This is a genomic window from Caldivirga maquilingensis IC-167, from assembly GCF_000018305.1.
GTDB classification, from domain to species: Archaea; Thermoproteota; Thermoprotei; order Thermoproteales; family Thermocladiaceae; genus Caldivirga; species Caldivirga maquilingensis.
This window is the reverse complement of sequence record NC_009954.1, coordinates 1,603,551-1,629,363: the sequence shown is the minus strand read 5'-3', so window position 1 is coordinate 1,629,363 and position 25,813 is coordinate 1,603,551. Positions and strand designations below refer to the sequence as shown.

The following is a 25,813-nucleotide window of genomic DNA, read 5'->3' as shown; positions in this document are numbered from 1 at the left end:
TAAACTCACTCACTTAATGACTTAATGCCAATACACTTAAAGGTTAGTAAAGGTGATGTTTCTGAAAGGGTTATAGTGGTTGGTGACCCAGCTAGGGCAAGGCAATTAGCAGGTATGCTTAAGGATTCCAGGATAATTAATGAGAATAGGGGTTTCCTAGCCTACACAGGTTCATACAATGGTGTTGAAATCACTATTGCAACCCACGGTATAGGAGCACCCTCAGCGGCAATAGTGATTGAGGAGTTAGTGAGCATGGGGGCTCGGGTTATAGTGAGGCTTGGCACCGCTGCAGCCCTGCGTAATGACATTGAACCCGGCACAGTGTTAATACCAAGTGGCGCAGGTTATAATGCTGGTGGAATATACGCACAGTACCTGGGGAGTGGTGTAATTTACCCAGCGGTGCCTAATCATGAGGTTCTACTTAAGTTAATAAGCAGTTTCACGAATTCAGGATTAAACTTCATAATTGGTGCAATCTACAGTAGTGACGCCTTTTACGCCGAGGAGGATTTACCTAGGATGCTTGGCTCAAGGGGTGTAATTGGGGTTGAGATGGAGTGCGCCATATTATTTCTACTGGGTTTAATAAGGGGGATTAAGACTGGAGCCGCCTTAGTGGTTACAAATAAGTTAACCGAGGGTAGGTTCGGTAGGTTCCTGGAGGGTAGGGAGCTTGAATTAATCATTAATAAGGTTGGGGCAGTGGTTTTGAATGCGTTAAGTGAAGTCACTTAAATCCCAGTACAATAGCCCCTTAAGGCATGCACATGAGCTTAAACACCATCCTAAGCGTGATGCGCCTACTCTTAATGATAATTAATACCTTTTAACCTTAATTAAGTGAATTCACGCATCCTGCATTACATTACTTGATTATGAACATTCCTTGGTTACATTGGGGTTGGTGGGCTTTGATTCAAGGATAATGCCCCTGCTTATAGTCATTAATGCCTTATTCCTACCTAACTCGTAGCTCAGCCACTTGTAATTAGGTATACTCCAAATAACCATGTTAGCTAGGTAACCCGGCTGTAGAATACCCCTATCCCTGAAGCCTAGACTGTATGCTGCATTTACTGTTGAAGCCATTAAAACCTCCAGGGGAGTCATACCGAGTAAATATGTGGCTAACTCCATTACGTACTGCATGTTTAATACCCAGGTATTTGGACTGAAGTCTGAGCCTAAGGCTATAGGTACTCCAGAATCCTTAAGCGCCTTCACTGGTGGTCTCTTACTACTCATTAATGATAGTACTGTTGCAGGCAGTAATGTGGCTGTTGAGCCTCTTAAAGCCATGGCTTTAGCATTCTGCTCAGGCATATTTAATAAATGATCAAGCGACGTTAAGTTAAATTCATTAACTAAATCACTGCACCCAATGTAGGCGATTTCATCAGCATGAAGCCTAAGTTTAAAGCCTCTTAATGAAGCCTCATTAAGTATTGCCCTAGTTTCATTAACAGTGAATGCACCGTCATCGCAGAAGACGTCGATGAACTTAGCTAATTCCTTGGCTTGATCCAATGATGCGGTCACGGCATTTATATACTCTACCCTATTCATGTTCCTAGGCGGCACATGAATTAGGTATGTTGGTATAACATCAATTAATGCTTCACCGGCAGCGTCATTAATTATTCTTAGAAGCCTAATCTCCTCCTTAGGGCTAATGCCGTAACCACTCTTAACCTCTATCGTCGTTGTACCATACTTAGCTACCTCTAGTAATCTACTTAATAGGATTCCCCTTAACTCCTCATCACTTGCATTAACCGTCTCATTAACAGTCCTGTATATACCGCCACCCCTCTTAAGTATCTCCTCATAAGGCGTGCCTTGAAGTTTAAGCTCTAGTTCATCCTCCCTGGAGCCTGCGAAAAGTAGGTGCGTATGGGGATCTATGAGACCGGCAGTAACCAGTGAATCCTCTGCTGATACCCTGCATTTACCCTCATATCTCCTACTTATCTCTCTCCATGGGCCAACATCAATTACCTCATGGCCATTAACGGCAACGCCAGCCTCCTCAATTATAATGACTGAGTCACCATGCCTCCAGGGTATTGATTTAGCCGTAACCAGTTGATTAACTGGGCCTATTAAGAGCGAAACCTTATTCATACATAATGTTGCTATGCAATACGGTTAATAAGTATTATACGTTTAAATCCAAAAAACCTAGTATGCATTAAATCCCACTAGTATTGAATTAACCACAGTACTGTAACATGTCCTATAGATTATTACAGTGAAAATATATTAATAATAGCACGATAGAGGGGTTTATATGACGGTGGAAATTGGGGAAAGAATTAACCTTGTTGATGTGGTTAATGTTGCTCGAAACCACGAGGAGGTTAAGGTAAGTGAACGTGCCTTAAATTTAATGAATAAATCACTGGATGTGCTTGAGAAAGCCGTTAACAGTGGCATTAAGATTTATGGTGTTAACACTGGTCTTGGTGACTTACATAATGTTACCGTTAATCCGGAGGATGTTGCAAGGTACTCGCTGGAGATGCTTATTGATCATTCCATGGGTGTTGGTGATTACGCACCTGATGATTGGGTTAGGGCTACCATGTTAATTAGGGCGCATCAATTATCATTGGGTTATAGCGGCATTAGGGGTCGAATTATTGAAAGATTAATTCAATTCCTAAACCTCAACATAACTCCACTTGTCCCCAAGTATGGATCAGTGGGGGCATCCGGTGACTTAGCACCCCTGGCTCACATAGCCCTTGCATTACTCGGTAAGGGTTTGGTTAAGTATCGCAATGAAGTCATGAATAGCGCTGAGGTGTTTAAGGCATTGGGTCTTGATGAATTAAGGCTTGGTTATAAGGAGGCATTATCGTTAATTAATGGAACCAGCTACAGCGCTGCCCTAGCCTCCTTGGGTATTTGGGATGCATACACATTGATAAGGGCTGCAATGGCAATTATCATACTTATGATTGAGGCTTCACGGGCAAGTATACGGCCACTCAGTATTGAGGTTAACTCCATTAAGCTGCATTATGGTGAAGTTGAAGTGGCGAGAATTATACAGGAGTCGCTAAGTGATAGTGCGAATGTAAACACCAGTGGTAGGGTTCAGGACCCATACTCAATTAGATGTATTCCACAGGTAATTGGACCTATTATGGATGCATTATCATGGTCCCTACGCAATATTATGAATGAGGTTAACTCCGTGAGTGATAACCCAGTGATTATTAATGATAACGTATACTCAACATGCCACTTCCACGGCCAATACCTGGCATTATCCACTGACCTCCTCAACACATCATTATCCACCCTAGGCAACCTACTTGAGAGGCAGATAGCCCAATTAATGAGGAGGGAAATAAACAATACCAGTAATTACCTGGCTAATGGACCTTGGCGAATTGGATTAATGCTAACCCAATACGCCGCTGCAGCATTAACTGCTAGGCTTAGGGAATTGGCTTCACCATCCATTATTCACAATATACCAACCAGTGGTCTTCAGGAGGACGTTAACTCAATGAGCGTTAATTCAGCTATTAAGCTCCATGAAGTTAACTCATTAATGAAATGGTTAATATCATTATTAGCATACGTCAGCTACTCAGTGATTAATGCAAATAATGGTTGCGTGAACTGCGGTAAGGTATCAATGCATGTTTACGATATAATCAATAGGTATGTTACCGGTTCCCAATCCCATCATGAAGCTGTGGCTAAATTAACCAATTCCATTAATGAGTTGGCAAGTCTAATAAACCTTAAAATTGATCACTTGGCTTGAATCATAATTTTAAGGCAATTGCTTAACCCATATTGCATTCATTATTATTACTGAAGCCAGCATACTTGTTAAATCATTATTATCAAAGGGTGGCGTAACCTCAACAACATCAAAAACCCTAGGCCTTATTCTCCTACTTAATTCCGCAATAATCCTAATTACTTCCCTTGAAGTGAATCCCCCTGGTGATGGACTATTAACGCCTGGGGCGAAGGCTGGATCAACAACATCAAGGTTAATGCTCACATGGGTGATCCTATTCTTCACATTATTCTCAATATCATTCACCACGGCTTCTATACCCATTGAGTCCACTTGATCCATAGTATAGACCTTGATTCCCAACTTCTCAGATTCACTGAATAGGTAGGGTGCATTTGAGTATTTCCTAACCCCAATTATAGCAATATACGCGTTTGAACTAATACTCCTAATCCATCTAACCACTTGACCACTGGTTAATCCCTCATCCACCAGTCTAACATCTGGGTGAGCATCAAAAAGTATGTAAGCTAAGTTATCAGTGGTCCTCCTCAAGCCCCTGAAAGTAGCGTAGGATATTGTACTATCACCACCAATGACGATAAGCTCCTTAACTAAGCCTAAAGCCTCAGAAACAGTGGCCTCGGTTCTACGCCAAGTCTCATTGTGGTCACCAATAACAACATCAACATCACCGAAATCAATAATGGTTAAGTCATGAAATGTGTAAGGTTGAGTATAGAGAAGGCTTCTAATTCTAGATGGGGCAAGTCTGGAACCAGGCCTAGTACCCACTGCCCCATCCCATGGTACACCCAGTATTCCCACGTCCCCACTAATCCAATCCCTTTTAACAACCTCACCAATCCTAACATCACCAGGATCCTTAATGAACTTATACATGGATTTCCTTAAGAAAGGTGGATCATTCCTTAAATTACTCATTAATTACGTAACCCCGTAACCATTTAATAACCTTAACCTACAGAATGAGGGCATGGATCTTCACCTGCTTCATAAAACCCACTGAAAACTTTAAGGGGACTTAGCATACTCCTTAGTGAAAAGAATGGTATGGGTCGATTATGAAGCAGGTGAAAATAAGTGAAATGGGGGAAAGTCTAGTGGACTAGGTGGATAATATTATTACATGGTGATTTAAGTCATTGATTCATTGTGAATGTGATTTAATTGCCTTAGCCGCTAGGATGAAGCTAATTATCATTAATACTGCTCCTATTAATGTATTAATTGTTATTGATGATAACCATGGTTGAGGCTTAGTTGATGCTGAGGCCATTAATGTAGCTATTAATGCTGCCCAGGCAGCTAACCAGGTTCCACCATTATAACCTAAACCAGCCCCTGTGGATCTAACGTTAACTGGTAAAAGATCCCTAATATAAACCTGCATAACCCCGACTGGTAGCACGGCTAGGAAATCCCAGAGTAGTACAAGCCAGCCATTACCATTAATTAATACCCCATACATTGTTGGATATATTAGTACTAGGATTATTAATGATGTTACTAATAAGGCTCTCCTGGAGCTTCTCAGTAAATCCACAAGCACACCACCAAACACACTACCTGCTGCGTCACTAGCTGAAAGCACTGTTAGTATTAACCCGGATAATGCAGCTGAGTAACTTAGAACGCTCTGAAGTATAAATGGTGATAACTCAAGCATAACATAGTACTCGTAGAGGAATCCCATTGTTGCTAGAAGAATGGTTAACATTGGTAACCAATAATTCTTAAATAGAACCTTATATGGACTCTTAACCTTCTCCGCCTTCTCCCATTCAGGGGATTCCGTTAGGAACCTTCTTCTAAATATGAAGGCTAATATGGTTGTTACTATGCCGCTCCAGAATACGATCCTCCAACCTATGGTGCTCATTGCGCTACTGGGTAGGTATGTTGCAACAATAGTGTATGTAAAGGTGACCCCGAAGATACCTATATCAAAACCAGCCTGCATAATGCCACTGGCGAGCCCCCTCCACTTAGTAACACTCTCCACGCTCATAATACCGCTTGATGAGTATTCCCCACCAAGGAAAAAGCCCACCGCGAACCTTAAAAGGAGAAGAAGTATTATTGCGGTTAACCCGGCTTGAGCATAAGTTGGTAGAAAGCCCATTAAGAAACTGGATATTCCTGCACCTAACATGGTTACGTAAAGTACATAACGCCTACCTATTTTATCAGATAAATTACCGAAGAATACGCCACCAAGTGGCCTAACGACTAGAGATAAGCTGAATACTGCCAGTGTCGCTAGCATGGATCCTAAGCTGCCTAATTGACCGAAGAATAAATCCTTTATAACCGGTGCCACAAAATCGTATGCAACAAAGTCGTAAGCATCCATTCCCCAACCAAGCATGGAACCGATTACATTACGCCAATTAAACACTACCTGTATATTACTGTATCCTGACCCCACTTATAAGGTAATATTTATCTGTTTTTAAGTTTTATCTTATTACCAGTTATTTAAATTAATAAGTAATTACTATCAATGCTGAATCTATATTAATGCGTATGCATAATGCTTAATAAGCCTAGAATTAAAAGCTACATAATGTCAGTACCCCAGAGGTACAGGGGTAGGCCTATTGAGGAGCTTATATCCTCAGGTTACTATGATCCCGAGTCCAGGACTGTTAAAGCCATTAAGGGTGATGAGATTCACGTACATAGTAGGGATTGGCAGATTGAGGGTCCATTAAGAATGCTCTTTCACGTGCTTGATCCTATGGTTGCTAAGGATCCTAAGAATTTAATAGTCTACGGTGGTACCGGTAAGGCTGCTAGGTCGTGGGATGATTTCGAGGATATTGTGGATGCTTTACTTACCATGGATAGTGAGGATACACTTGTAATCCAGAGTGGCCAACCTGTGGCTATTTGGAGGCTTAGTAGGAGTGCGCCCAGGGTTTTAATGAGTAATGCAATGCTTGTTCCAAAGTGGGCTGATTGGAGGGTTTTCTGGGAGCTTGAGGCTAAGGGTTTAATCAGTTTCCACCAGATGACTGCAGGATGCTGGGCCTACATTGGTACACAGGGTATTCTTCAAGGTACCTATGAAACAATTGGAGCCGCCGCTGATAGGCATTTTAATGGTTCATTAGAGGGTAGGCTAGTGGTTAGCGCTGGCCTTGGTAACATGGGTGGTGCCCAACCATTAGCGATTAAAATGCTTGGTGGCGTTGCGTTAATAGCCGATGTGGATGTTAATATGATTCGAAGAATGATTGATACAGGTTACTTAGATACTTGGACTGATAACATTGATAAGGCAATCGACATGGCTATTGATGCTAAGGAGAAGAAGCAGGCAGTAAGCATAGGTGTTCTGGCTAACGCCGTTGATTTACTTGAGAAACTCATCAAGGATAATATAGTGCCGGAAATATTAACCGATCAAACACCTGCACATGACCCATTATCATACGTACCTAAAGGCCTAACCATTGAGCAGGCAATGCAATTAAGGAAGAGTGACCCTGAGAAATACATGGTGATGGCTAAGGAAACAATGAAGAGGCATGTTCAATTAATGCTTGAACTACAGAGAATGGGTTCCGTGACCTTTGAGTACGGTAATAATTTAAGAAAGCAGGCTTATGATGCTGGCGTCAATGATGCATTCAAGATACCTGGCCAAATGGAGTACATGAGGCCCTTATTTGAGGAGGGACGTGGCCCATTTAGGTGGACTAGCCTGGTGGGTGATCCTAATGATATTTATAAACTGGATGACGTGTTATTAACCTTATTTGAAAGAAACAGTAAATTGATTAGGTGGATTAAGGCGGCTCATCAATATGTTAAGTTCCAGGGGTTACCAGCCAGGGTTGTTTATTTAGGCTATGGTGAGAGGGCATTATTCGGTAAAGTGGTTAGTGAGCTTGTTAGGAAGGGTGAATTACATGGACCCATATGGTTTGGTAGAGACCACTTAGACAGTGGCTCTGTGGCATCACCCTTCAGGGAGACTGAAGGCATGCTTGATGGCTCCGATGCAATTGGTGACTGGCCAATACTCAACTACGCATTAAACACTGCAGCAGGGGCAACCTGGACATGCTTCCACCACGGTGGTGGAGTCGGTATTGGCTTCTCAATACACGCTGGTTTCGGTATGGTTGTTGATGGCAGTGAATTAGCTGAGGAGAAGGCGCTCAGGGTGTTTACTGTTGATCCAGGTTCCGGTGTTGTTAGGCATGCTCATGCCGGCTACCCCAAGTCATTAATGGTTGCCAGGGAGAGGGGGATTAGGATACCGATAATTAATAGGCTTGAGGAGAAGAGTACACGTGTAATTGAGGAGGCTTATAGAGAGGGTAGGGTAAGTAAGTTTACGTATGAGAGGGTTAAGAAGGATTTAGAGGAGTATAAGGCTAGGAGACAGAATTATCGGACTCCATTTAATACATGAGAACTCCATTATTAACACCAGGGGTTACGGTGCTATATCTAGGTTTAACGTAAGTGAATGAGTGAGTTAAAGAAATTCTCGTTAAGTAACGAGGGGTGCTGGTTATGAATGGGTCGGCTGGAATTATTCTAGGATTCACAATGATTCAAGACCCACTTAACGGTTACTTCAAGGTAATGTTTAAGTGCAGTTTTATAAAGGGTTTACCTGAGGGAGGGTGTAATGCCTAGGATTAAGGTTAAGAGCATTAAGTTGAGTGGTGATTACATGGAGGTTACTGTTGAGGGTGAGGATTACACAGTCATGTCACCACTCTTAACCTATATTCTACAGGATCCTGAGGTTGAATTCGCGACGTTTGATATGGATCACCCACTGCTTAGGAATATTACTCTTAAACTTAGGACTAAGGGTAAGGATCCACTTAAGGTGCTTGAGGATGCTGTTAACAGGATACTTAATGATATAGGGGAATTGGAGGGTAAGTTAATGCCTCAACTGGGGGTTGGTAATGTGGAGGCTGAGAAGGGGCAATAGGCCTAAGGTCTACCTCATTGAACCCAGCCCGGATTGGTGCGCCGCGGTGCTTAAGGCTAATGGTGTTGAATTCATTGCTAAGAGGATAAGTGATAAGGAGGTTTCAGTGAATACTTACCTTGGTGAATCCACTGAGGCTGAGTTAATCCGCGTAATAGCTTAACCCCATTACGACTGGATTAATGCAAGGTAATTGGGTTACCGCTGGCTAATTTACCTAGGAAGTAGGCGCTTCCCCTAGGCCTCCTGGTTAAGGTCACTGGGTCGCATTCAATTAAACCAAACTTAGCATTATAGCCCATTTCCCACTCGTAGTTATCAAGGAGACTCCAGTATAGGTAACCCAGTACCTTCTCCTTAATTGCTATTGCCAAGTGCTTCTCAATGAAGCTTATCCTGTCCTCATCATTATCCGTGGCTATGCCGTTCTCAGTAATCATTATTGGCTTCCCTATTCTCCTAACCAGCCTAATAGCCCATTTCAAGCCACCTGGGTTAATAACCCAACCCCTTTGACTCTGCCTAGAGGTCACTAATTCACCCATGGTTAATGGATTAAACTTAACCTTAGCCACAGTGTAGTAGTTTAACCCAACGTAATCCAGTTTACCAACCTCCCCGCCACCAAGCCAATTAGGTAACCTGCCCTTAGCTAGAGTGTTCACTATCATCTTGTTTAACACGTAATTCATACCCATGGCTAATCCCCAATCCGTTATGGATATTCTTGAAGCCGGCCTAGCAGGCATAATGTGTATTATTAACCCAACTTGATTACTCGGCTTCTTGATTAATTCATAGGCCTTATCACTGGCTTTAAGTAGATTCATCAAGGCCTTCCACATGTACTCCATGTTCATTATGAAGGGTGGGAAGACACCCAGTAGGTATGCTAGTATTGGGTATAGGTTGATTTCATTAATGGTTAACCAGAACCTAACCCTATCACCCACTGAATCAGCAACATACTTAACGAAGTCCAGGAAGTACTTCACATTATCCTCCTTAACCCAACCACCCCTTGTTGCGAACCACATTGGATTAACGAAGTGGTGGAGGGTTACTACGGGTTCCATACCATGGCCCCTAATCTCCTTAATCATATCCACGTACCTATCCATTGACTCATCATCAACCTTACCCTCACTGGGCATGACTCTATCCCAGGCTATGGATATTCTAAGCGCCTTTAATCCAAGTGAGGCAGCTAACTCAATATCACCCCTATACCTATTCCAGAAGTCACACGCTGAACCACTCCTAGGTAACCTCTCCCCCTCGTAATGCCACCAGTCGGCGTTAACATTATTCCCCTCCACCTGGTAGGCTGATAACGCTGCACCAATCATGAAGCCGCTTGGAACCTTTAACTTACTCATCTTAGGTCAACGAAGGATACGTAGGTTATAAATCTCTTCCTAAACCCCTCCTTACCCTTCTCAATTACGTAAAGCTTCTGGTAACCATCCTCCTTAAGCGGTATAACCAATACACCACCCATGGTTAATTGATCCAGGAGGGGTTGAGGCACAGTGGATGCTGCGGCTGTAACCAACACTGCATCAAAGGGTGCGTGTTTAGGTAACCCAAGTTTACCATCACCCTGATACACCTTAACCATACCACTGAAGCCGGCGTGAATAATATTCACGGTTGCGTATAAGGCAATGTATGGGTCTATTTCAACACTATAAACGACACCATCACCAATAGCCCTAGCGCATACGCAGGCTTGGTAACCGGTTCCAGCACCAACCTCAAGAATCCTCATGCCTCTCCTGGGTTTAATTAATTCACACATTATTGCAACCATATGGGGGGCGCTTATCGTCTGCCCCCTCATTATGGTTAATGGTGTGTCCTGGTAGGCGTAATGCCTAATGTAATTGGGTACGAATAAGTGCCTTGGTACACTTAACATCGCCTCCTCAACCTCCCTACTGACTATGATGCCGTCGGCCTTAAGATCATCAACAAGCCTTCTCCTGGCCTTCTCAAACTCATTCAACTCCACGTGGTTACTAATTCAGTAATCCTAAATAAACATAACACACTACTTAAACCATAGATTTATTACCAGGGTAAGGTATTATTAATCGTGACTGAGAATATACCCCCTGAGCCACTTGATATTAAGGATAGGATTAAGAAGAGAATGAGCACCTGCAGTGGACCTGGTTGCGGTAACTTCGCCATATGGTTCGGTAATGAGTTAGCCAAGTACCTTTGGAACTCCTGGAAGGGGGAGTTGAGGGCTCAGGGTATTGATTGGGTTGACTTCCTTAAAATGCTGAGTGAGTATAATTCACTAATAGTATCATGGGCCATTAAGGATGAGTTAAAGTGGATTGAGCTTGCGGGTAGGCTCTATGAAGCTATAGTTAAGGGTAGTAGGAGGAGTGATTTAACCCGGTTCATGTAGGATTTAGGCATTGGGGAAGTATTAAATACTCATGGTTTAAGCGGCCCTGTGGTTAGGACTAGAAGCAGGTTCCTGGTTAATAGGGCTCTCGCAATAATAGCCTACGTGTATGGATGGGGGGTTGCCAGTAGGTTAAGTGGCATGAATATTGAGGTTGAGTACTATGATGCCTTAAGGAGGATTAAGCATGTTTACGTTAATGGTAAGGTAGCCTTCAGCATTAGGGCTAGTGATGGATTACTAATACCAACCCTCTACGGGGCATCATTATTGGATTCATGGATTAAGGTTAATGATGAAACAGCCCAGTACGTTAAGCAGGGTAGGAGTGTTCCAGTTAAGGGGGTTATTGAGGTTAGGAATGTTGTTCAAAACATGGATGCAGCCATTATTGATGAGGAAGGCAACGTAGTGGGTGTGGGTAGGCTTCTAATAATGCCTGAAGAGGCTAAAACCGTGGATAGGGGGTTTATGGTTAAGACTAGGCATCATGTTAAGGTAATTAAGGGGCAGGAGCAGTAGCATGATTACGCGTTAAGTAATGATTACTCCAGGGGTTATTAATCATGTATGTAAACTAGCCTTAATTTACCATTACTGCTTCCCATGAGTTTAACGAAACCGTACCTTATGAACTGCATTACCGTACCCTGCTCCAGTTTAGCCACAGCTGGTTCAGCAAGACCATTATCCACGGTTACTTGACCAACATTAACCGGGATTATTACCTCAGCATTAACGGCATCTGGAGGCGCCCACTGCACTATTGGTGCCTCACTTCTCCTAGCATCCTCCACGCTCTGGCCTATGAAGTCAGCCTCAGCCTCATTACCACTAACGTTAATCACCTTGACGTTACCCAGCCCCATTAATCTCACCACCAGTCCAGGCTTAACGTCACTGGCCTGAACGTAAACATTGGCGTAACCCCCCTCGCCAGTAATCTTGATTACCCTAATCCCCCTTTCAGGGTATGAGGGGTGCATGGGTATTTTAGCCTCAATTAAATCACCCACACCCCTAAGCCTAAGCTTAACCGGGTTCTTAACAAACATATACCTATTGGCTAACGGCTCTATTACACGCCTATTATAGGCGTAAAGGTTCTTTAGGCTTATTGTAGCATCAGTCTCCTTAATACCCACGAATAGTATTAGACTCCATATTGCCTCAGGGGTAATCCCCCTATTCCTTAAACCGGCCAGTGTTGGTAATGTTACGTCATCCTTAGTTAAGTTAAGTTTCTTTAAAATACTCTTACTCAGCTTCAAGCCCTCTATCTTAAGTCTACCGAAGTGTATTGTGTATGGTTGCTCCCAGCCAAAGGCCTTAAACACGTAGTACTGCTTAACGGTATTAACCCTATGCTCCTGGGCCCTAAGCACGTGGGTTATGCCCATTAAGTGGTCATCAATAGCCACGGCGAAGTTGTATGTAGGCCAGACAATGTACTTATCCCCAACCCTTGGGTGAGGGTACTTATGAGCATCTATTACCCTGAAGGCTACCCAATCCCTAATACTTGGGTCTGGGCTACTTAAATCGGTTTTAACAGCCACAATGGCCTCACCCTCATTAAACGCACCCTCAAGCATCTTATCGAATAACTCAAGGTTCCTGGATGATTCAGCCTCCCTGGTTAGGCATGGCTTACCCTCAATCTTAAGCCTCTTCCAATCATCAGGTTCACAGCCACTGCCCTTAGCAACCACGTATGCGCCACCATTTTCAATTAACTTCCTGGCGTACTCATAGTATATGCTCATTCTATCTGATTGAATATACTCCTCATCCCACTTAACCCCAAGCCACCTTAAATCCTCCCTAATGGCATCATATGCATCTAATAACGGCCTCTTTATCCTGGGGTCAGTGTCCTCGAACCTAAGGATGAATCTCGAGTCCTTACCCTTATTAGCGTACTTAAGCTTATAGGCGTAATTAACTATGGCTGGTCTAGCACTACCCAGGTGCAGGTAGAAGTCTGGGTTTGGGGCGAACCTAAACGTTAATTTACTTAACTTATCAGCATCAGGTAATTCAGGTAGGGACTCAATATCCCCCCTCTTCTCCTCAACAGTTCTCCTGGCGCCGAGGGCCTCAGGCCACTTCTCCTCAAGTATCCTCCTCTGTTCATCCAACGTCAGTGAGTTAACGTAGTTAACCACCTCCTTAACCACCTCCACTACCTGTTTTGCATTACCTCTTAATTCAGGGTTATCGGCGAAGATTTTACTTACAACTGCCTTAACATCAGCCTTACCGTTGAACTTAACTGCATTAATTAATGCATGCTTAAGGGCTAAATCCCTAACAGCATTCTCCACTCTTAATCACCGTCCTTAACCACTTGCTGATTCCCCCTTAAAAAGGTGGGGGTTGGTTAACGCTTAATAATGCTCATTGACCCCACACATGGGTTAATTCCCTTAGATAAAATATCGTTGATTAATTCCCTGGTGGTTTCCGTTAAATTCATGTTTAATGCCTCATTTAAATCAATGAAGAGAGCCTCAGCGGCGTCGCTTGATGCCTTAAGTGAACCACCCTTAACATTAATGAGGTAATCCAATAGTATGAAGTGGTACTTAACGTTACCCTTATCATCATGCTCCACGTATTGGTAAACCCCGAGAAGCAGATTAACCACACCCCTCAGCCCAGTCTCCTCCTCAAGTTCCCTAACAGCTGCATCACCCGGGTCCTCGCCTGCATTAACCATGCCGCCGGGTATGCTTAACTTACCTTTACCTGGTTCATTAGCCCTTTTAACGAGTAGTATTTTCCCATTATTAATCACCACTGCCCCAACACCAACTAAGGGGTACTTGGGGTACTCCCTGCTCATTAATGCTTAGCTTAATCAGGGTTAATAAGCTTAAGATAGGTTAATCTAAAAGCACCCTACCTCCCTTTAACTTACCCCAGCCAACAATCCTCCACCTCCCGGTTACCTGCTTAATGACAACTAACTTAGCCCCCTCCTGGGTGCAGACACCTCTCCTGAGGTCTATTGATGCTGAGTCGCCTTTGAAGCTCCTTACAATACCCATTACTGAGGCTGACCCAATGATAACCATTACCGGTTCCCCAACCTTAAGTGATGAATCTATGCCTTTTCTGCTTATTGAATGGTACTCAATGTCAATGCTCCCGTAGACTGGGGCTAATTTACCTGGTTCCCCGACAACACTACCCACTAGGGCGTCTGCCTTGGTTAATGCTGGGTCAAGTAACGTACCAATACCCACTAATCCACCTGGCCTAGCCTCCTCAATTAACTGGTTTCCAATAGCTATGCTAACCACCTTAGTCCTAATCGGCATGTATTTATCCCCAAGTTTAAGGCCTGGCCTAATCTCAACCTCATCATTAACCCTAATCCTACCCTGCAGCAGTGTACCACCTATTACACCACCCATTAGTTTACTTGGTGGTGTACCGGGTTTGTTTACGTTAAAGCTCCTTAAAACATACATTATTGGTGGTTTACTTAAATCAATTGCCTTAGGCTTAATCACGTTATTTAATGTTGAGGCTAAGGCATCAATGTTAACCCTGTGAAGCGCCGATATCGGTATTATAGGCGCCCCCTCAGCCCAAGTACCCTTTATGAACCCCCTAATCTGCATGTAATTCTCAATGGCCTTATCCCTATTAACTAAATCAACCTTATTCTGAGCAATAACAAGGCTCTTAGTACCCATTATTGTTAACGCTATGAAATGCTCCTCAGTCTGAGGCTGCGGAGCCTGCATTGAGGCGTCAATAACCATTAACGCACCATCAACGAATGAAATCCCACTAATCATTGTTGAGAGCAAGACCTCATGACCGGGGGCGTCAAGTATTGATATTCTCCTAACGAACCTAGCCTCAGAGCCGTCTGGGCATTTACCATCCTTAATTAACCCAATGGGGACTATTGGATACTCCCCACCGCACTCATATAAGTCAACGTTAGTGTAACCCAGTTTAATCGTCATAGCCCTCTTAATCTCCTCACTATGCCTAGCAACCCACTCACTACTGAGTGCTTGAACTACCGTTGTCTTGCCATGGTCAACGTGACCAGCCGTTATCACTATTGAATCCGGGTAAGTGTATTCCTGCATTTCAATCAGCCAATGATGCTTACCTTAAAAACTTTAACCTACCTAACCCCATTCCCTACTTCTAAATCATTCACAACACTAGAATTCACTATATGAGGAGGATAATTCAACACTAGGATAAGAAAGCAACCCTGGGGAGTCATGCCTAGAGCCAAGGTACCTAGGGGGAATGCGTAAGCAATTGCAGTAATGCATATGCATTACTCTACACAGTGTCATGTTCTTCACTTAAATCACCTTAAATTAAATCACGGGGGACTGGGTTAACCTAAAGGTGCTGTGACTTATAAAAATAACGCAAGCCCAGTCTTTTTAAGGTGGGGTAATGAAGCAGGAAGCCTCACCCTCCAAGGTGAGGTAGTTTACCTTCAAGTAATGCATCAGTTATTATGAATCTCCACGAATACTCCCCAACCCTCTTAACATAACCCCTTACCTTAATGCTTCTCCTGAATAATGGGGCATCAACAACGAAGGTCTCCGCCTCACCCCCCTCAAAGGCTGGGTTGAAGCCGTATCTCTGCGCTGATTCAATAATGTACTCTATGTCCGTTTTATCTAAAACCTTACCCAGTAATCGCGGGTTGAGGCCGTATGCATCTATTGAGGTTACTATGAATCTTAGACCAGCATCATGAAGCTCCATGAGGTATTTAGCCTGGTTCTTCCTCCAAAGTGGGGAGTACGCCTTTATCTTCAATTCCTCGGAAATCATGTTAATGTTCATCCTCTGGTAATCTGAGAGTAATGCACCAGTAACTACACCGGTGACTCCGCATTCATCCATAGCCCTCTTTAAAGCCCTCCTTAAGTCAACTAATTCCTCACCCCTAACCCCACTGGTGGCTTCAATTATCTGCCTAATCCCCATGGACTCTGCCTGAAGCCTAGTATACTCAATAGCTGGCTTATGGAACATCCAGGAATCCTCCCTACTGGGCATTAAGGTAACCAGGCACTTAACGTCGAATCCATGCATAATAGCCCAATGAATGGCGTAGGTTGAATCCTTACCCCCTGAGAATAGGGCACAGATGGGGCGCATTCATTATCTCCGCTTTAATCACTTAATCAACATCCAGTAACCCGTAATGTACCCATGAATAGATGCTCCTCCGAATAATGAATAATACCTGCAACTTCCTGCATGCATTTCAAGCACTATGTTGTTATTGGCGATACGAAGAGAACAGTGTCCCCTCTTATCACAACCATACCCCTCTTAATGGATGTCTTAGGGTCTATTATCTCCTCTGTGTCATCCAGCAGTAGATTCATGTGCTGGTCATAGTTCTTCAAGGTACCCCTTATGGTTGTACCATCCCTTAACTTAACCAGCACCGTGCTTCCCACCACTGAGCTTAACTCGTCTTGAACGAACTTCATACACCTACTCGCCATAATGCTGCCCTAGTTTAGGTTTTTAATAAGTTTTGTTCCAGCTAAAGCACATCACCTAATAAACGGGTTAATGATGAATACGCATAAAGTTAATATTACCGAGGCGGCGTATTGAATTTAGAGAATTATGTTAAGGCTCCATAAGATCGCACTGGGTGGTACATTCGACACAATACACAGTGGACACATTATGATACTCTACACAGCTGTTAAGTACGGTGAAAGAATACTCATCGGCGTCACCAGCGATGAATTCGCCCAATCGTATAAGTCCTATAAGGTTAAGCCATTTGAAGAAAGGGTTAAAGCACTATTAACAATGTTAACAAGAGAACTACAGACTGATAAGGATAAGGTAATCATATCAAAGATAAGCGACCCATACGGCCCTGCAGTATCAGACAACAGCATAGACGGTATAGTTGTCAGCCTAGAAACACTACCCAGGGCATTCGAGATAAATAACATTAGGATCAAGAACGGCTTAAACCCACTAGTAATCATATCAATACCAATAATTAAGGACGGCTACGGAGTAAAACTCTCAAGCACCCTAATAAGAAGTAAACTAACCACCTAATCCTTTTGAGATTCTCTGATATATCAGCTACACCCCATGCCTTTCTAATCCCTTTTGGGATTTTCTAACCCCAGGCCACGGTTTAATAGCGGACGCCCTCATAATGCACTTTCTAATCCCTTTTGGGATTTACTTGATATAATCGGGGTGCATAGGGATCTATCCCCTACATGCTTTCTAATCCCTTTTGGGATTTACGATTATCAACGGGTACCTAACGTGGAGCAACGCCTTCGGAAACACTTTCTAATCCCTTTTGGGATTTTCTCAAGTATATCTATGGGCTTGAATTGGTTATCAACCCACCTGACCTTTCTAATCCCTTTTGGGATTTTCAGGTCACTTGTTATAAAACGTATTGGTGAACTCAATGATACCAATATCTTTCTAATCCCTTTTGGGATTTTCGTAAGCGGATGGGGTTATGCTAAATTGCTTGATTATGCAATACTTTCTAATCCCTTTTGGGATTTTCTGAGTTATCAGCTTTTTTAGGGTTTTTAAGTTTTACTCTACTGCCTGTTTTGTTTATCATTAGCACAACCATTCTGCTATTCTGTGCTCTCACATTCCTGTGCTGATGATGTAATGAAGCCCCCTAATGGTTGTGCTAATTGAAAGAAATGAAGAATGATAATGAAACTGTGCCGATGATAATATATAGAGTATATATTTGACTCAATGAAAGAAGACAGGAATCACAAACAAGAATAAAACCACAAACCAACACAACCACTGTGAATATATTCGATTGCAATGCCTGTTTCTATTAAGGCTTAGCTTATCCATGATTGAGAACGCTTATTATTAGGGGTTTGATTAATGTATGTGGTTAAGCTTTACAAGGTGACTGTGGGATTCATCCCAGAGTCTCCTGTGTTGTTTGCTAAGTGGCATGGGTTATTCCTAAATGCATTAATAACAAGGGCACTGAGCGGAAATGGGATAAACATAGACCATAGGGCTAGGAAGCACCTATACATAACGCCAATAATGGATAGGGAAGAAGAACTGACTAAATAATAAGCTTAATCCAAGGCAAGTATATACATTCAGTGTAACCACGATAAGTGAGAAGGCTAGGGATGCGCTTATGAAGCGGTTTACTAAAAACCACGAGTTGATAATCAATAATGCCAGAGCTAGGATAGCATTAATGAACATAGTAGAGGACGAGGCCGGGACATATGGTGCATTGATAACCTGGATCATGGACTACAGACCCGCAGCATTCAAATTCAGATCAAGGTACATACTCTACCTAAGTCTCAGTATGTTCGTAATTAATGCTATGAACACAATAAGCGAAATATTAACCAAATTAAAGAAATAATAGTAAGGAAAAGGGCAATGAATACATAGGCATCGTGAAGAACATAAATCTAAGGAGATAGCCAAAGAATCGCAATAAACACAGAGCTAATAGGCATAAGGAGGCACAGGATAATAGCCATAAACCTAGGAATCATGGAAAACGTGAAGAGGACCATGAAGGTGTTCACATCAAGAACCATCTATATAACATTCACAAGACCATCCCCAGTAACAATAATGAAGGAAGTAATAAAGACCATAACAATACTGGAGTAGACAAAATAGATCCATAGGGCTAGGGTATGCAAGAGCATAAGGTATTAAGTTACAGGGAGGCCAGGATTAAGAACCGCACTTAAAAGGATTTATATATCAAGTGTGATATACGTAATCATGAGATTAGAGTTCTGAATTCATTTAGGGTTTCTGCGGCGGTTTTTTATGGATACCCTGCCGTCTGCTTCATTGAGTAATGAAAGTACGGTTGATGCAATGCGGAGGTTGATGCTGTCTGAACTTAAGTAGGGTAGGTCTTTTTCGACCTGGTCATCTAGTTTGTGAATTACTATGTGGAGGTCATTTGTTGTTATTAATTCCTTAGCTGCCTTGATTACCTTGATTGCTTCTTCACTTTTTATAATTTCATTTATGTACTTAAGGGTTTTCTCGATTTCGTCTTTGCAATCATCGTAGATTCTAAAGTCGTCCTTATTGTTTACTAGCTCTAGACCCTTTTTGATTCTTTCGTTAAAGTTCCCGAATGCATAGTGGTGTAGGAATATTGGTACCAGGGTGAGTGCTGCGTATAACTCCTTCTTACCGGTGTTGCTACTTTCCATTAACTTCTTGATAATGTCGTTGCTCTTAAGTAAGCCTATCTTTATGAGTGCATGGTACACAAACACCATGCTTGCGACTTCATGGCCACTGAAGTTCACGGGGTTTTTCTGGTAATGAATAATCGTTTTCCCAATGTCGTGGAACAATCCGCTTAATAGTATAAAGTCTACAATGAATTCCTCCTCTATATTGGTTATGTACTTTATTTTCTTCACGATAGCGCTTAACAAGGGTGACTTACTCATATAGTCAATTATGTCATTAATGTGTAAGTAGTATTCCTCAGGCTTCTCGCGGTCCCCCATGTCTTGCTTAGGGTAGTAGGCCCAGCAAGGCATTTAACCACCGTGGAGTTTGAAGCCTATGCCTTCCTCGTAACACTCATCTTTAATAATTATAACTAATGGTGCCTTATATTTCTCAACTAGTTTGAAGAACATGTTATAAACGTTGTCAGTACAGAGACTCTTTTTAAAGTCTTCAGAGTCGTTAGTAAGGTAACTGCAGCTTAATACATCATTCTCAAGTATCCCAATCCCCACCATGCACTCTTTCATTTTTGCGCAGAATCCACTTTTATTTAACACCACCTCACTTAAGTCTATAGTAAATGACCGCTCTAAAAATTCATTGATCCCCACATCGCTACATGGCTTATTGAGGTCACCAATGAATACATTTATCAGGGGCTCCCTGAGCAAAGACCCCCTAGTTAACTTAAGTAGCTCATTCAATGTTTTGCTTGAGATGTAAATGTTCATGAACACCCTATTGAGAATACTTAGGTGCCTTTCGTCATAAGTTATTGCACCCATCTTTTCCGTAAAGGTTTCCAGGAACTCCATGTAGCCCATGAAGTCATTACTCACGTTATAGGGCAGTCGCCAATTTATTTTCTTAGTGAGAACATAGTTAATTGCCCCCTCTAGGTTATCTGAATCATCATTAATCAAGTATATTCTTCCCTCCCCATCGGCGCAGTCGTCCGGACCCTTCCTGCAAATCCTACCTATCCTCTGAATAAAGGACATTGGGTTGTCGATAGTAGTTATTAATGTATCGAATGATACATCAACGCCTGCCTCTATGGCACTAGTACCAATGAGGACCTTCACCTTATTGATTCTGCTCTCATACATTTCTCTATCTCGTCCTATTAATTTAGAATGTACCAACGCAATGTCGCTGTCATTAATTCTATCACTGATTTCTCTATAAATGTTTATGACCTTACGTATGTTGTTTAAAACTATAAGGACCCTCCTCCCATTATTTACCTCATCCATTGCCTTATCAATGATCCTGAGTTTAGAGACCTTTTCGTGCACATACTTAACATTGGAATACGTGTTTTCGAAATCTGGGTCGTGGACTGTGATTATTGTGATTTCGTTACTTTTAACCTCTTCCTTCTTCCCAAGCCTTATTACTATGGGTCTGGCTTTCTTAATATTATTAACTTTTTCAATTATTAATTTCTCGTACTTGCTCGGTAATGTGGCCGTCATCATTACTATAGGCACGTGCGAGCTAAGTAGTGCGTTGATTGATGCAATTACCGTAGAGATTGTTTTCTCGGATTCGGCGGCTAATGCTATGTGTGCTTCGTCGAGAAGTACGGTTGATGTAAATATCCTGCCCAGCGGAATAAAGTAATGCTTTTTGTCTCTGTAGAGCTCTGTAATGGGTATCTTAAAGAGATTATGGACGAAGGAATCCAGAGTCGTTAAGGTGTACTTTGCGTCGAAAAACGGCTCCTTTCTAACGTTTACGACAAATTCGCCCATTTGATAGGCAATATCATTAATGCCTAGCCTAATTTCCCTAAATAAACTGCCGATCCATGTTCCTTCATCAGTAATGTCCTGAATGAGCTTTCTAATTATAGCCCTAAGGGGGAGTACGTGAATTACGCGGTCCGAGATGCCGTACTCATTGACTAACTTATAAATATAAGGAGATGCTGTGGTTTTACCGTAACCGGTAGGTAACTCGGCAATAATAAAGGGTTTTTCGTGGCCTTTTAACTTGCTATCAAGTACCTCCAATAATTTATCTATACCAGGTCTCGGTTTTAAATTAGGCATAAAAAGCCGCCTTCGACAGATTACGCAGAAACTCAAGCACTGAGATCTCTCTTTTCTCAAGCTCATTAACTAACTCCTCACTGCTAAGCATCCTCAACGTCTCATAAAGTGGCCCTAAATCCCTAATCCTGTTGTAAACCATGATTGCATAAGTCAAGCTATTTATGAACCCCAGTAACACATCAGAACCTTGTTCGTCAGGGTTATACTTATCTATCAACATTTTATAATAAGTATAAATCCTCAACCGCTTTAAGTCGCTTATTAAGTTGTTTAATTCATACGAGGCAACCCCATTCTCAGTTATGTAATAAAGTATCGCCGGCTCACTACTCCTAATCTTACTGGCTATCACGGAAGCGGCGTAAATGAGTAATGAGTACTCCACAGGCGTCGGCTTGCTCCCTCCCTTTGCTCCCTCGCCCCTCCACCCATTAAATTTCCTGAAGTATCTATGTATATCATTAAAAACCTCACTATAAAGTTCTGGCACGTCAACACGCAGATCCAGTATTACGTGCTTGTTCGCACCAATACGGCTTAATCGCTCACCACATAATGCCACCTTAAGTAATGCGTAACTTACTCTAAATGCATCGCTCTTTCTAGCGATGGATCTTAGGAACCCCCTCACGTACTCCTTTAGATTAATGTTGAATTCATCTGATGCAGTCCGGTTAATTCTGATACCGTGCCTTTCAATTTCTTCACGTTTTTTACCTCTTGTTTGCTTAAAGTCCTGTAGATTAATGTACTCATTATCTTCGTTATCATTGACTATTAATTCTCTGCATAACTCATTGCTCTTAGCAAAGTTGTTGTATTGTTCTAAGGTATTATGAATGCTGTCCTCGGAACTTACTACGTCTTTGTCAAAGATATCCAAATCACCCTTTACGTACATCAGCATAAACCTCGCATACCAAGTGATTCTCATGTGCCTGAACTCCCACGAATTACATAGATTTATCTCAATGGCGTTCCTTGCGCTTTCTTGCGTATTACTAGCTGTGTTATTACTCATTCCATCACCCCTTGCTTAGGCACTATAAGCATTAGCTCCTCATTATCGGCTTGTAACCTAAGGGTTAGGGTCTCACCCTCTTTAGGTTTTACTTGCATGTTGTCAATGTTACGCGGGACGTAGAAAACCTCGTAAACCTTACTTCCATCTTCTTCACTAACGTAGTCTTGAATGGCGAGAGAGCTGTAGTTCTGCGGATTAAGGGTGGGCATTTTATAAGTATCGCACCTATTGCATGAATTCACGAGCCTAGCTGGGACATAAAATCGCGTCTCCACACTCTCAATATTGCTAACGACTATACTTCTCAAGTCGAATAACCACATCTTTTCAGCGGCTACTAGGGACTCCTTCATGCCGATCCTGACAATGCCGTACGCATACCTAACTAGATCTTTATCCTTAACCACGTACGCTATGTAAGCAGGCCCCTCGTAAACAGTAATTGGCATTGAAAGAGGACCGTAAGCCGAGTCCTTTGCTTCCTCAGCTTTTTTGCAATCTATGTTCTTCTCTATGCAAACTATTATTTTACTTAGGTTCCTTAGTCTCTCGTGTCTTTGCCAGGTTAATGTGAATCCCCTCACAGTATCCAGGTGCGTGATGTAAGGAGGAGCCCAGAAACTCGCGTATACTACCTGGTCAAGTAGGTACTTAGCTGTCGAGTAATTACTCTCAAGTTCGGGGTATTCCATTAACTTAATGTAGGGAAAGGCCAACGCACCAACTAAGGTAGTAGGTGAAGGTGCTGGGTAACCGCTTGATTGAATAACATGGGGTGGTAATAACATGAAACCGCTCAAAAACTTGATTTTAACGAGAAGTACGTACATAGCCATTACCTACTTTATTTGTTATTTAAGCATATTTAGGACTGTCTCTTTAACCTTATTGATCATGTCCTCGGGTCCAGATACCTCATTTATTTCTATGGGTTCCTTGTAGGTCTCACTTTCTTTCTTTTCTGGCTTGCTTTCCTTTGGGTGGATTCCTTCTCTATCATAGTAAAAGATTTTAATCACAGATGTGGTGGATTCGGAGCTGGCATCTTGTTGGGAACCAGTGCCAGTGCTTGTTTCAACTATTACCTTACTAATTATTTTTGCTCTATCTACAGTATCTTGCACGTAGTCGTAGCCGAAAACAACTGGAGAGACCATAAATGGAACCTTAGATACCACGGCAATACCACTAAGGGATTCCCTAATCGATAGGTACCTTGACTGCTTCGCGCCAAGAAGTCCGCTCAGGGTTAGCATTAATGCGTCAAAGACTAATTTAATCCTCTCCCTGCGGTTATTAACATACTTAAGTACATACCTATCGTTCGCCCTCTCATAGTATGCGCCTATTCCGTCAACGTCAATGAAGGTGTAGAGGGTGTAAATAGCACTCCCTGACTCAACCTGGATTACTGCCTGCTCGTCAGGATTCTCCCTATTAAACCTAACGTGGAACTGAGGTCCCACTGAGAAGTCGCTGTTGGGGTCTGGTAGTAAGTAACTGAACCAAACCTTGGCGGTCCTTTTAACGCCTGCGCCCTTCTCAGTTCTATCGGTCTCTTTTTCGGGGTTTTTCTCCTTTTTAGTTCTCCTTTTTCCACCCCTCTCTGTCTCTGTAACTGCCATAAAGCCTGTTATATCCTCAACAACGCATTCCAATACTCTCTTCCCCTCAACTTTAAGGTAGCCAAAGGATTCGTTAATTAGCTTCTTCTCTTCATTGTCCTCTATTTCTGGTCTCTTCGGAAAGCCGCCTATTAATTCATATCTTTTGCACTCATCGCATACCGGCAAGTTCCTTTCAATTGCAAGGTTAGTGAGTACCTTCATGAATGCGTAATTAATACTTTGCCCTGATACTGCTGGTGCGTACTGAACTTTATACTTAATTACTCCGTTTTTTGTCCTCACTCTCTTAATTACAGGTATTATTCTGTGTCTGGTGTAATTGCCCCATGACTCGACCATGTTCATGGCTTCTGCCTGAACCCTAAACCTAAAGCCCATGCTCACGAAGACCATGCTCTCACCCCTGTCTTACAGACTCCTGCTCTTCACTAGCAGCCTTCGTTGTTTCATAGGCCCTCATGTAGCCCTTTACGAGCGCCTTTATGGCGATCTCGTAAATAATTCTCTTGCCATACCTCCTGACTGCCTCGGTGAATGCATTTACCTCACCGTATAATTCATTTGGCTTGGTAATGTAGCCCTTAGTAACTGCGTACCTAACAGCGTTATAGAGCGCCTTAAGTGATCCTTCGATATCATGAGCATTCACCATAGCGTCGAGCACACCATACTCACTATTACTGACGTAGGTTGCTAAGAGATCAATCATATTTTCAAAGGTATATGTCTTTACCTTTTGCGACTCATCTTGACTAGACTGCGACATACACCTCCACAAAAAGACTCCTGATAAGATTTATAAACTTTTTCTTTAAATATATCTCGATCTATGGTGAATTCACCTCAATCAATTGAGGAGTTGAAATTAAAGAGGACAATAGTGGTGAGTGTGGGCATGTATCCGTATAACGCTATTGTAGCGATAATGAGTATAGGTGTTGGGCCGGGTGACGTCATTATACTGGTTAATAGTGAGCCCAGGAGGATTGAAGACCTAAGGCCCCGTGGAGGTAGGATGCAGCCGGAGGATGCGATGAATCAGATTAGAAAAATAATACTCGATAATATACCTGAAGTGGATATTAAGGATGTGTGGTTATCGCCGAGTAGGCACCTTGCTGATAACGTGGCATTACTCAGGACTCTTGTGGAATCCTTGGCACCAACCTCAGTAACCATAGCCATTGCCGGTGGTTTAAGGTGGTTATCCGTGGTTCTCATGTTCCTGGCCATGGCGTTAAAAACCATAGGTGGGTATACTCGTGTTAATGTTGAGGATGTCTTCGTAATGCTTGAGGAGGAGAGTCCCAGTATAAAGAGGATCTTTCCAGGAATTAGGGAGAGGATAATACACTGGCCGATTATACCAGCATTAACCAGCATGGATAAGCTGGAGTATGAAATACTGAGAATCATTACCTCTAAGGAGGATGGGATTAAGGCAAAGGAGATAATACAGGCAATTAATGGTCAATTCGAAAGGAGTAGAAGGCCATCAAAGGCATCAATTGAGAGGAAACTAACGAAATTAAGGAGGAAGGGGGTAATAACGTATGAGAAAGTGGGGAAGGCATACATATACAAACCCACCGACTTAGGAAAAATATTAACCAAACAATACACCCTTCAGTAACATAAAT

26 protein-coding genes and 1 CRISPR repeat array are annotated in these 25,813 nt (G+C 42.5%); of the genes, 10 read left to right on the top strand and 16 right to left on the bottom strand.

All coding sequences use genetic code 11. The annotated features are described in order from the left end of the window. The first annotated feature begins 24 nt into the window (after nt 1–24). Nucleotides 25–741, top strand: a complete 717-nt coding sequence (locus tag CMAQ_RS07950; protein WP_012186588.1) for a purine-nucleoside phosphorylase — start codon at nt 25–27, stop codon at nt 739–741. Between the two features lie 138 nt (nt 742–879). Here CMAQ_RS07950 and hutI read toward each other — a convergent pair whose 3' ends face one another. Beyond that, nucleotides 880–2,130, bottom strand: a complete 1,251-nt coding sequence (gene hutI / locus CMAQ_RS07945) for an imidazolonepropionase (RefSeq protein WP_012186587.1) — start codon at nt 2,128–2,130, stop codon at nt 880–882. A gap of 166 nt (nt 2,131–2,296) precedes the next feature. On the opposite strand from hutI, the gene CMAQ_RS07940 reads away from it, so the two are divergent. Further along, a complete protein-coding gene (locus CMAQ_RS07940; RefSeq protein WP_012186586.1) occupies nt 2,297–3,790 on the top strand; it encodes an aromatic amino acid ammonia-lyase in 1,494 nt (497 codons plus the stop codon). A 9-nt stretch (nt 3,791–3,799) separates the two neighbouring features. Here the strand turns inward: CMAQ_RS07940 and CMAQ_RS07935 are convergent, their stop codons facing one another. Further along, complete coding sequence (locus CMAQ_RS07935; protein WP_012186585.1) at nt 3,800–4,717, bottom strand: arginase family protein; 918 nt, start codon at nt 4,715–4,717, stop codon at nt 3,800–3,802. A 226-nt stretch (nt 4,718–4,943) separates the two neighbouring features. Further along, nucleotides 4,944–6,224, bottom strand: a complete 1,281-nt coding sequence (locus tag CMAQ_RS07930; RefSeq protein WP_012186584.1) for an MFS transporter — start codon at nt 6,222–6,224, stop codon at nt 4,944–4,946. Between the two features lie 138 nt (nt 6,225–6,362). Between CMAQ_RS07930 and CMAQ_RS07925 the strand changes: the two genes are divergently transcribed. The 3 genes from CMAQ_RS07925 to CMAQ_RS07915 all read left to right on the top strand — a co-directional run bounded on the left by CMAQ_RS07925 (nt 6,363) and on the right by CMAQ_RS07915 (nt 8,922). Next, entirely contained in the window at nt 6,363–8,222 is a 1,860-nt protein-coding gene (locus CMAQ_RS07925) for a urocanate hydratase (protein WP_012186583.1), read from the top strand. 222 nt (nt 8,223–8,444) lie between these two features. Further along, the gene (locus tag CMAQ_RS07920; RefSeq protein WP_012186581.1) at nt 8,445–8,759 is read left to right on the top strand and encodes a DNA-directed RNA polymerase subunit L; all 315 of its coding nucleotides are present in this window, start codon (nt 8,445–8,447) and stop codon (nt 8,757–8,759) included. After that, on the top strand, nt 8,734–8,922 hold the full coding sequence (locus CMAQ_RS07915; protein ID WP_012186580.1) for a hypothetical protein: 189 nt from the start codon (nt 8,734–8,736) through the stop codon (nt 8,920–8,922). Before CMAQ_RS07920 ends, CMAQ_RS07915 begins: the two co-directional genes overlap by 26 nt. 16 nt (nt 8,923–8,938) lie before the next feature. On the opposite strand, the gene CMAQ_RS07910 is transcribed toward CMAQ_RS07915, so the two are convergent. Beyond that, nucleotides 8,939–10,138: a glycoside hydrolase family 1 protein gene (locus tag CMAQ_RS07910; RefSeq protein ID WP_012186579.1), complete on the bottom strand. Its 1,200-nt coding sequence runs from the start codon at nt 10,136–10,138 to the stop codon at nt 8,939–8,941. Next, nucleotides 10,135–10,773 carry a protein-L-isoaspartate(D-aspartate) O-methyltransferase gene (locus CMAQ_RS07905; protein WP_012186578.1) on the bottom strand — a complete coding sequence of 213 codons (639 nt, stop codon included), beginning with the start codon at nt 10,771–10,773 and terminating at the stop codon, nt 10,135–10,137. The genes CMAQ_RS07910 and CMAQ_RS07905 overlap by 4 nt, the downstream gene beginning before the upstream one ends. Before the next feature lie 84 nt (nt 10,774–10,857). On the opposite strand from CMAQ_RS07905, the gene CMAQ_RS07900 reads away from it, so the two are divergent. Beyond that, on the top strand, nt 10,858–11,181 hold the full coding sequence (locus tag CMAQ_RS07900; RefSeq protein ID WP_012186577.1) for a hypothetical protein: 324 nt from the start codon (nt 10,858–10,860) through the stop codon (nt 11,179–11,181). 48 nt (nt 11,182–11,229) lie between these two features. Then, on the top strand, nt 11,230–11,703 hold the full coding sequence (locus CMAQ_RS07895) for a PUA domain-containing protein (protein ID WP_012186576.1): 474 nt from the start codon (nt 11,230–11,232) through the stop codon (nt 11,701–11,703). 38 nt (nt 11,704–11,741) lie between these two features. Here the strand turns inward: CMAQ_RS07895 and CMAQ_RS07890 are convergent, their stop codons facing one another. The 5 genes from CMAQ_RS07890 to CMAQ_RS07870 form a co-directional block, all read right to left on the bottom strand. Continuing rightward, nucleotides 11,742–13,508: a glutamate--tRNA ligase gene (locus CMAQ_RS07890; RefSeq protein WP_012186575.1), complete on the bottom strand. Its 1,767-nt coding sequence runs from the start codon at nt 13,506–13,508 to the stop codon at nt 11,742–11,744. Nucleotides 13,509–13,564: 56 nt separating this feature from the next. After that, nucleotides 13,565–14,029 carry an NUDIX hydrolase gene (locus CMAQ_RS07885; RefSeq protein ID WP_012186574.1) on the bottom strand — a complete coding sequence of 155 codons (465 nt, stop codon included), beginning with the start codon at nt 14,027–14,029 and terminating at the stop codon, nt 13,565–13,567. 40 nt (nt 14,030–14,069) lie between these two features. Beyond that, nucleotides 14,070–15,296 carry a translation initiation factor IF-2 subunit gamma gene (locus CMAQ_RS07880; RefSeq protein WP_012186573.1) on the bottom strand — a complete coding sequence of 409 codons (1,227 nt, stop codon included), beginning with the start codon at nt 15,294–15,296 and terminating at the stop codon, nt 14,070–14,072. Nucleotides 15,297–15,636: 340 nt separating this feature from the next. Next, nucleotides 15,637–16,341 (bottom strand): diphthine--ammonia ligase, encoded by a 705-nt coding sequence (locus tag CMAQ_RS07875; RefSeq protein WP_012186572.1) that lies wholly within the window; start codon nt 16,339–16,341, stop codon nt 15,637–15,639. Between the two features lie 116 nt (nt 16,342–16,457). Beyond that, on the bottom strand, nt 16,458–16,697 hold the full coding sequence (locus CMAQ_RS07870; protein WP_012186571.1) for an LSm family protein: 240 nt from the start codon (nt 16,695–16,697) through the stop codon (nt 16,458–16,460). Between the two features lie 127 nt (nt 16,698–16,824). Here CMAQ_RS07870 and CMAQ_RS10600 point away from each other — a divergent pair, with 127 nt between their 5' ends. Together CMAQ_RS10600 and CMAQ_RS07860 are read left to right on the top strand one after the other, a co-directional pair. Continuing rightward, nucleotides 16,825–17,277 carry a phosphopantetheine adenylyltransferase gene (locus CMAQ_RS10600; protein WP_012186570.1) on the top strand — a complete coding sequence of 151 codons (453 nt, stop codon included), beginning with the start codon at nt 16,825–16,827 and terminating at the stop codon, nt 17,275–17,277. A gap of 40 nt (nt 17,278–17,317) precedes the next feature. Then, nucleotides 17,318–17,752: a CRISPR direct-repeat array (repeat unit 25 nt; unit sequence CTTTCTAATCCCTTTTGGGATTTTC). A gap of 353 nt (nt 17,753–18,105) precedes the next feature. Further along, the gene (locus CMAQ_RS07860) at nt 18,106–18,300 is read left to right on the top strand and encodes a hypothetical protein (RefSeq protein WP_048062762.1); all 195 of its coding nucleotides are present in this window, start codon (nt 18,106–18,108) and stop codon (nt 18,298–18,300) included. Between the two features lie 704 nt (nt 18,301–19,004). Here CMAQ_RS07860 and CMAQ_RS07850 read toward each other — a convergent pair. Genes CMAQ_RS07850 through CMAQ_RS07825 form a run of 6 tightly spaced genes read right to left on the bottom strand, consistent with a single transcriptional unit; the run spans nt 19,005 to nt 24,882 of the window. After that, on the bottom strand, nt 19,005–19,769 hold the full coding sequence (locus tag CMAQ_RS07850) for an HD domain-containing protein (protein WP_012186569.1): 765 nt from the start codon (nt 19,767–19,769) through the stop codon (nt 19,005–19,007). Next, nucleotides 19,770–21,518 (bottom strand): CRISPR-associated helicase Cas3', encoded by a 1,749-nt coding sequence (gene cas3 / locus CMAQ_RS07845; RefSeq protein WP_012186568.1) that lies wholly within the window; start codon nt 21,516–21,518, stop codon nt 19,770–19,772. Then, nucleotides 21,511–22,542 carry a hypothetical protein gene (locus CMAQ_RS07840; RefSeq protein ID WP_012186567.1) on the bottom strand — a complete coding sequence of 344 codons (1,032 nt, stop codon included), beginning with the start codon at nt 22,540–22,542 and terminating at the stop codon, nt 21,511–21,513. Before CMAQ_RS07840 ends, cas3 begins: the two co-directional genes overlap by 8 nt. After that, a complete protein-coding gene (locus tag CMAQ_RS07835; protein ID WP_012186566.1) occupies nt 22,539–23,375 on the bottom strand; it encodes a Cas5 family CRISPR-associated protein in 837 nt (278 codons plus the stop codon). The genes CMAQ_RS07840 and CMAQ_RS07835 overlap by 4 nt, the downstream gene beginning before the upstream one ends. Nucleotides 23,376–23,396: 21 nt before the next feature. Continuing rightward, nucleotides 23,397–24,566, bottom strand: a complete 1,170-nt coding sequence (locus tag CMAQ_RS07830; protein ID WP_012186565.1) for a DevR family CRISPR-associated autoregulator — start codon at nt 24,564–24,566, stop codon at nt 23,397–23,399. 4 nt (nt 24,567–24,570) lie between these two features. Beyond that, nucleotides 24,571–24,882: a hypothetical protein gene (locus CMAQ_RS07825; protein ID WP_048062757.1), complete on the bottom strand. Its 312-nt coding sequence runs from the start codon at nt 24,880–24,882 to the stop codon at nt 24,571–24,573. Nucleotides 24,883–25,002: 120 nt separating this feature from the next. On the opposite strand from CMAQ_RS07825, the gene csa3 reads away from it, so the two are divergent. Then, a complete protein-coding gene (csa3, locus tag CMAQ_RS07820; protein WP_012186563.1) occupies nt 25,003–25,806 on the top strand; it encodes a CRISPR-associated CARF protein Csa3 in 804 nt (267 codons plus the stop codon). Nucleotides 25,807–25,813: the final 7 nt, after the last annotated feature.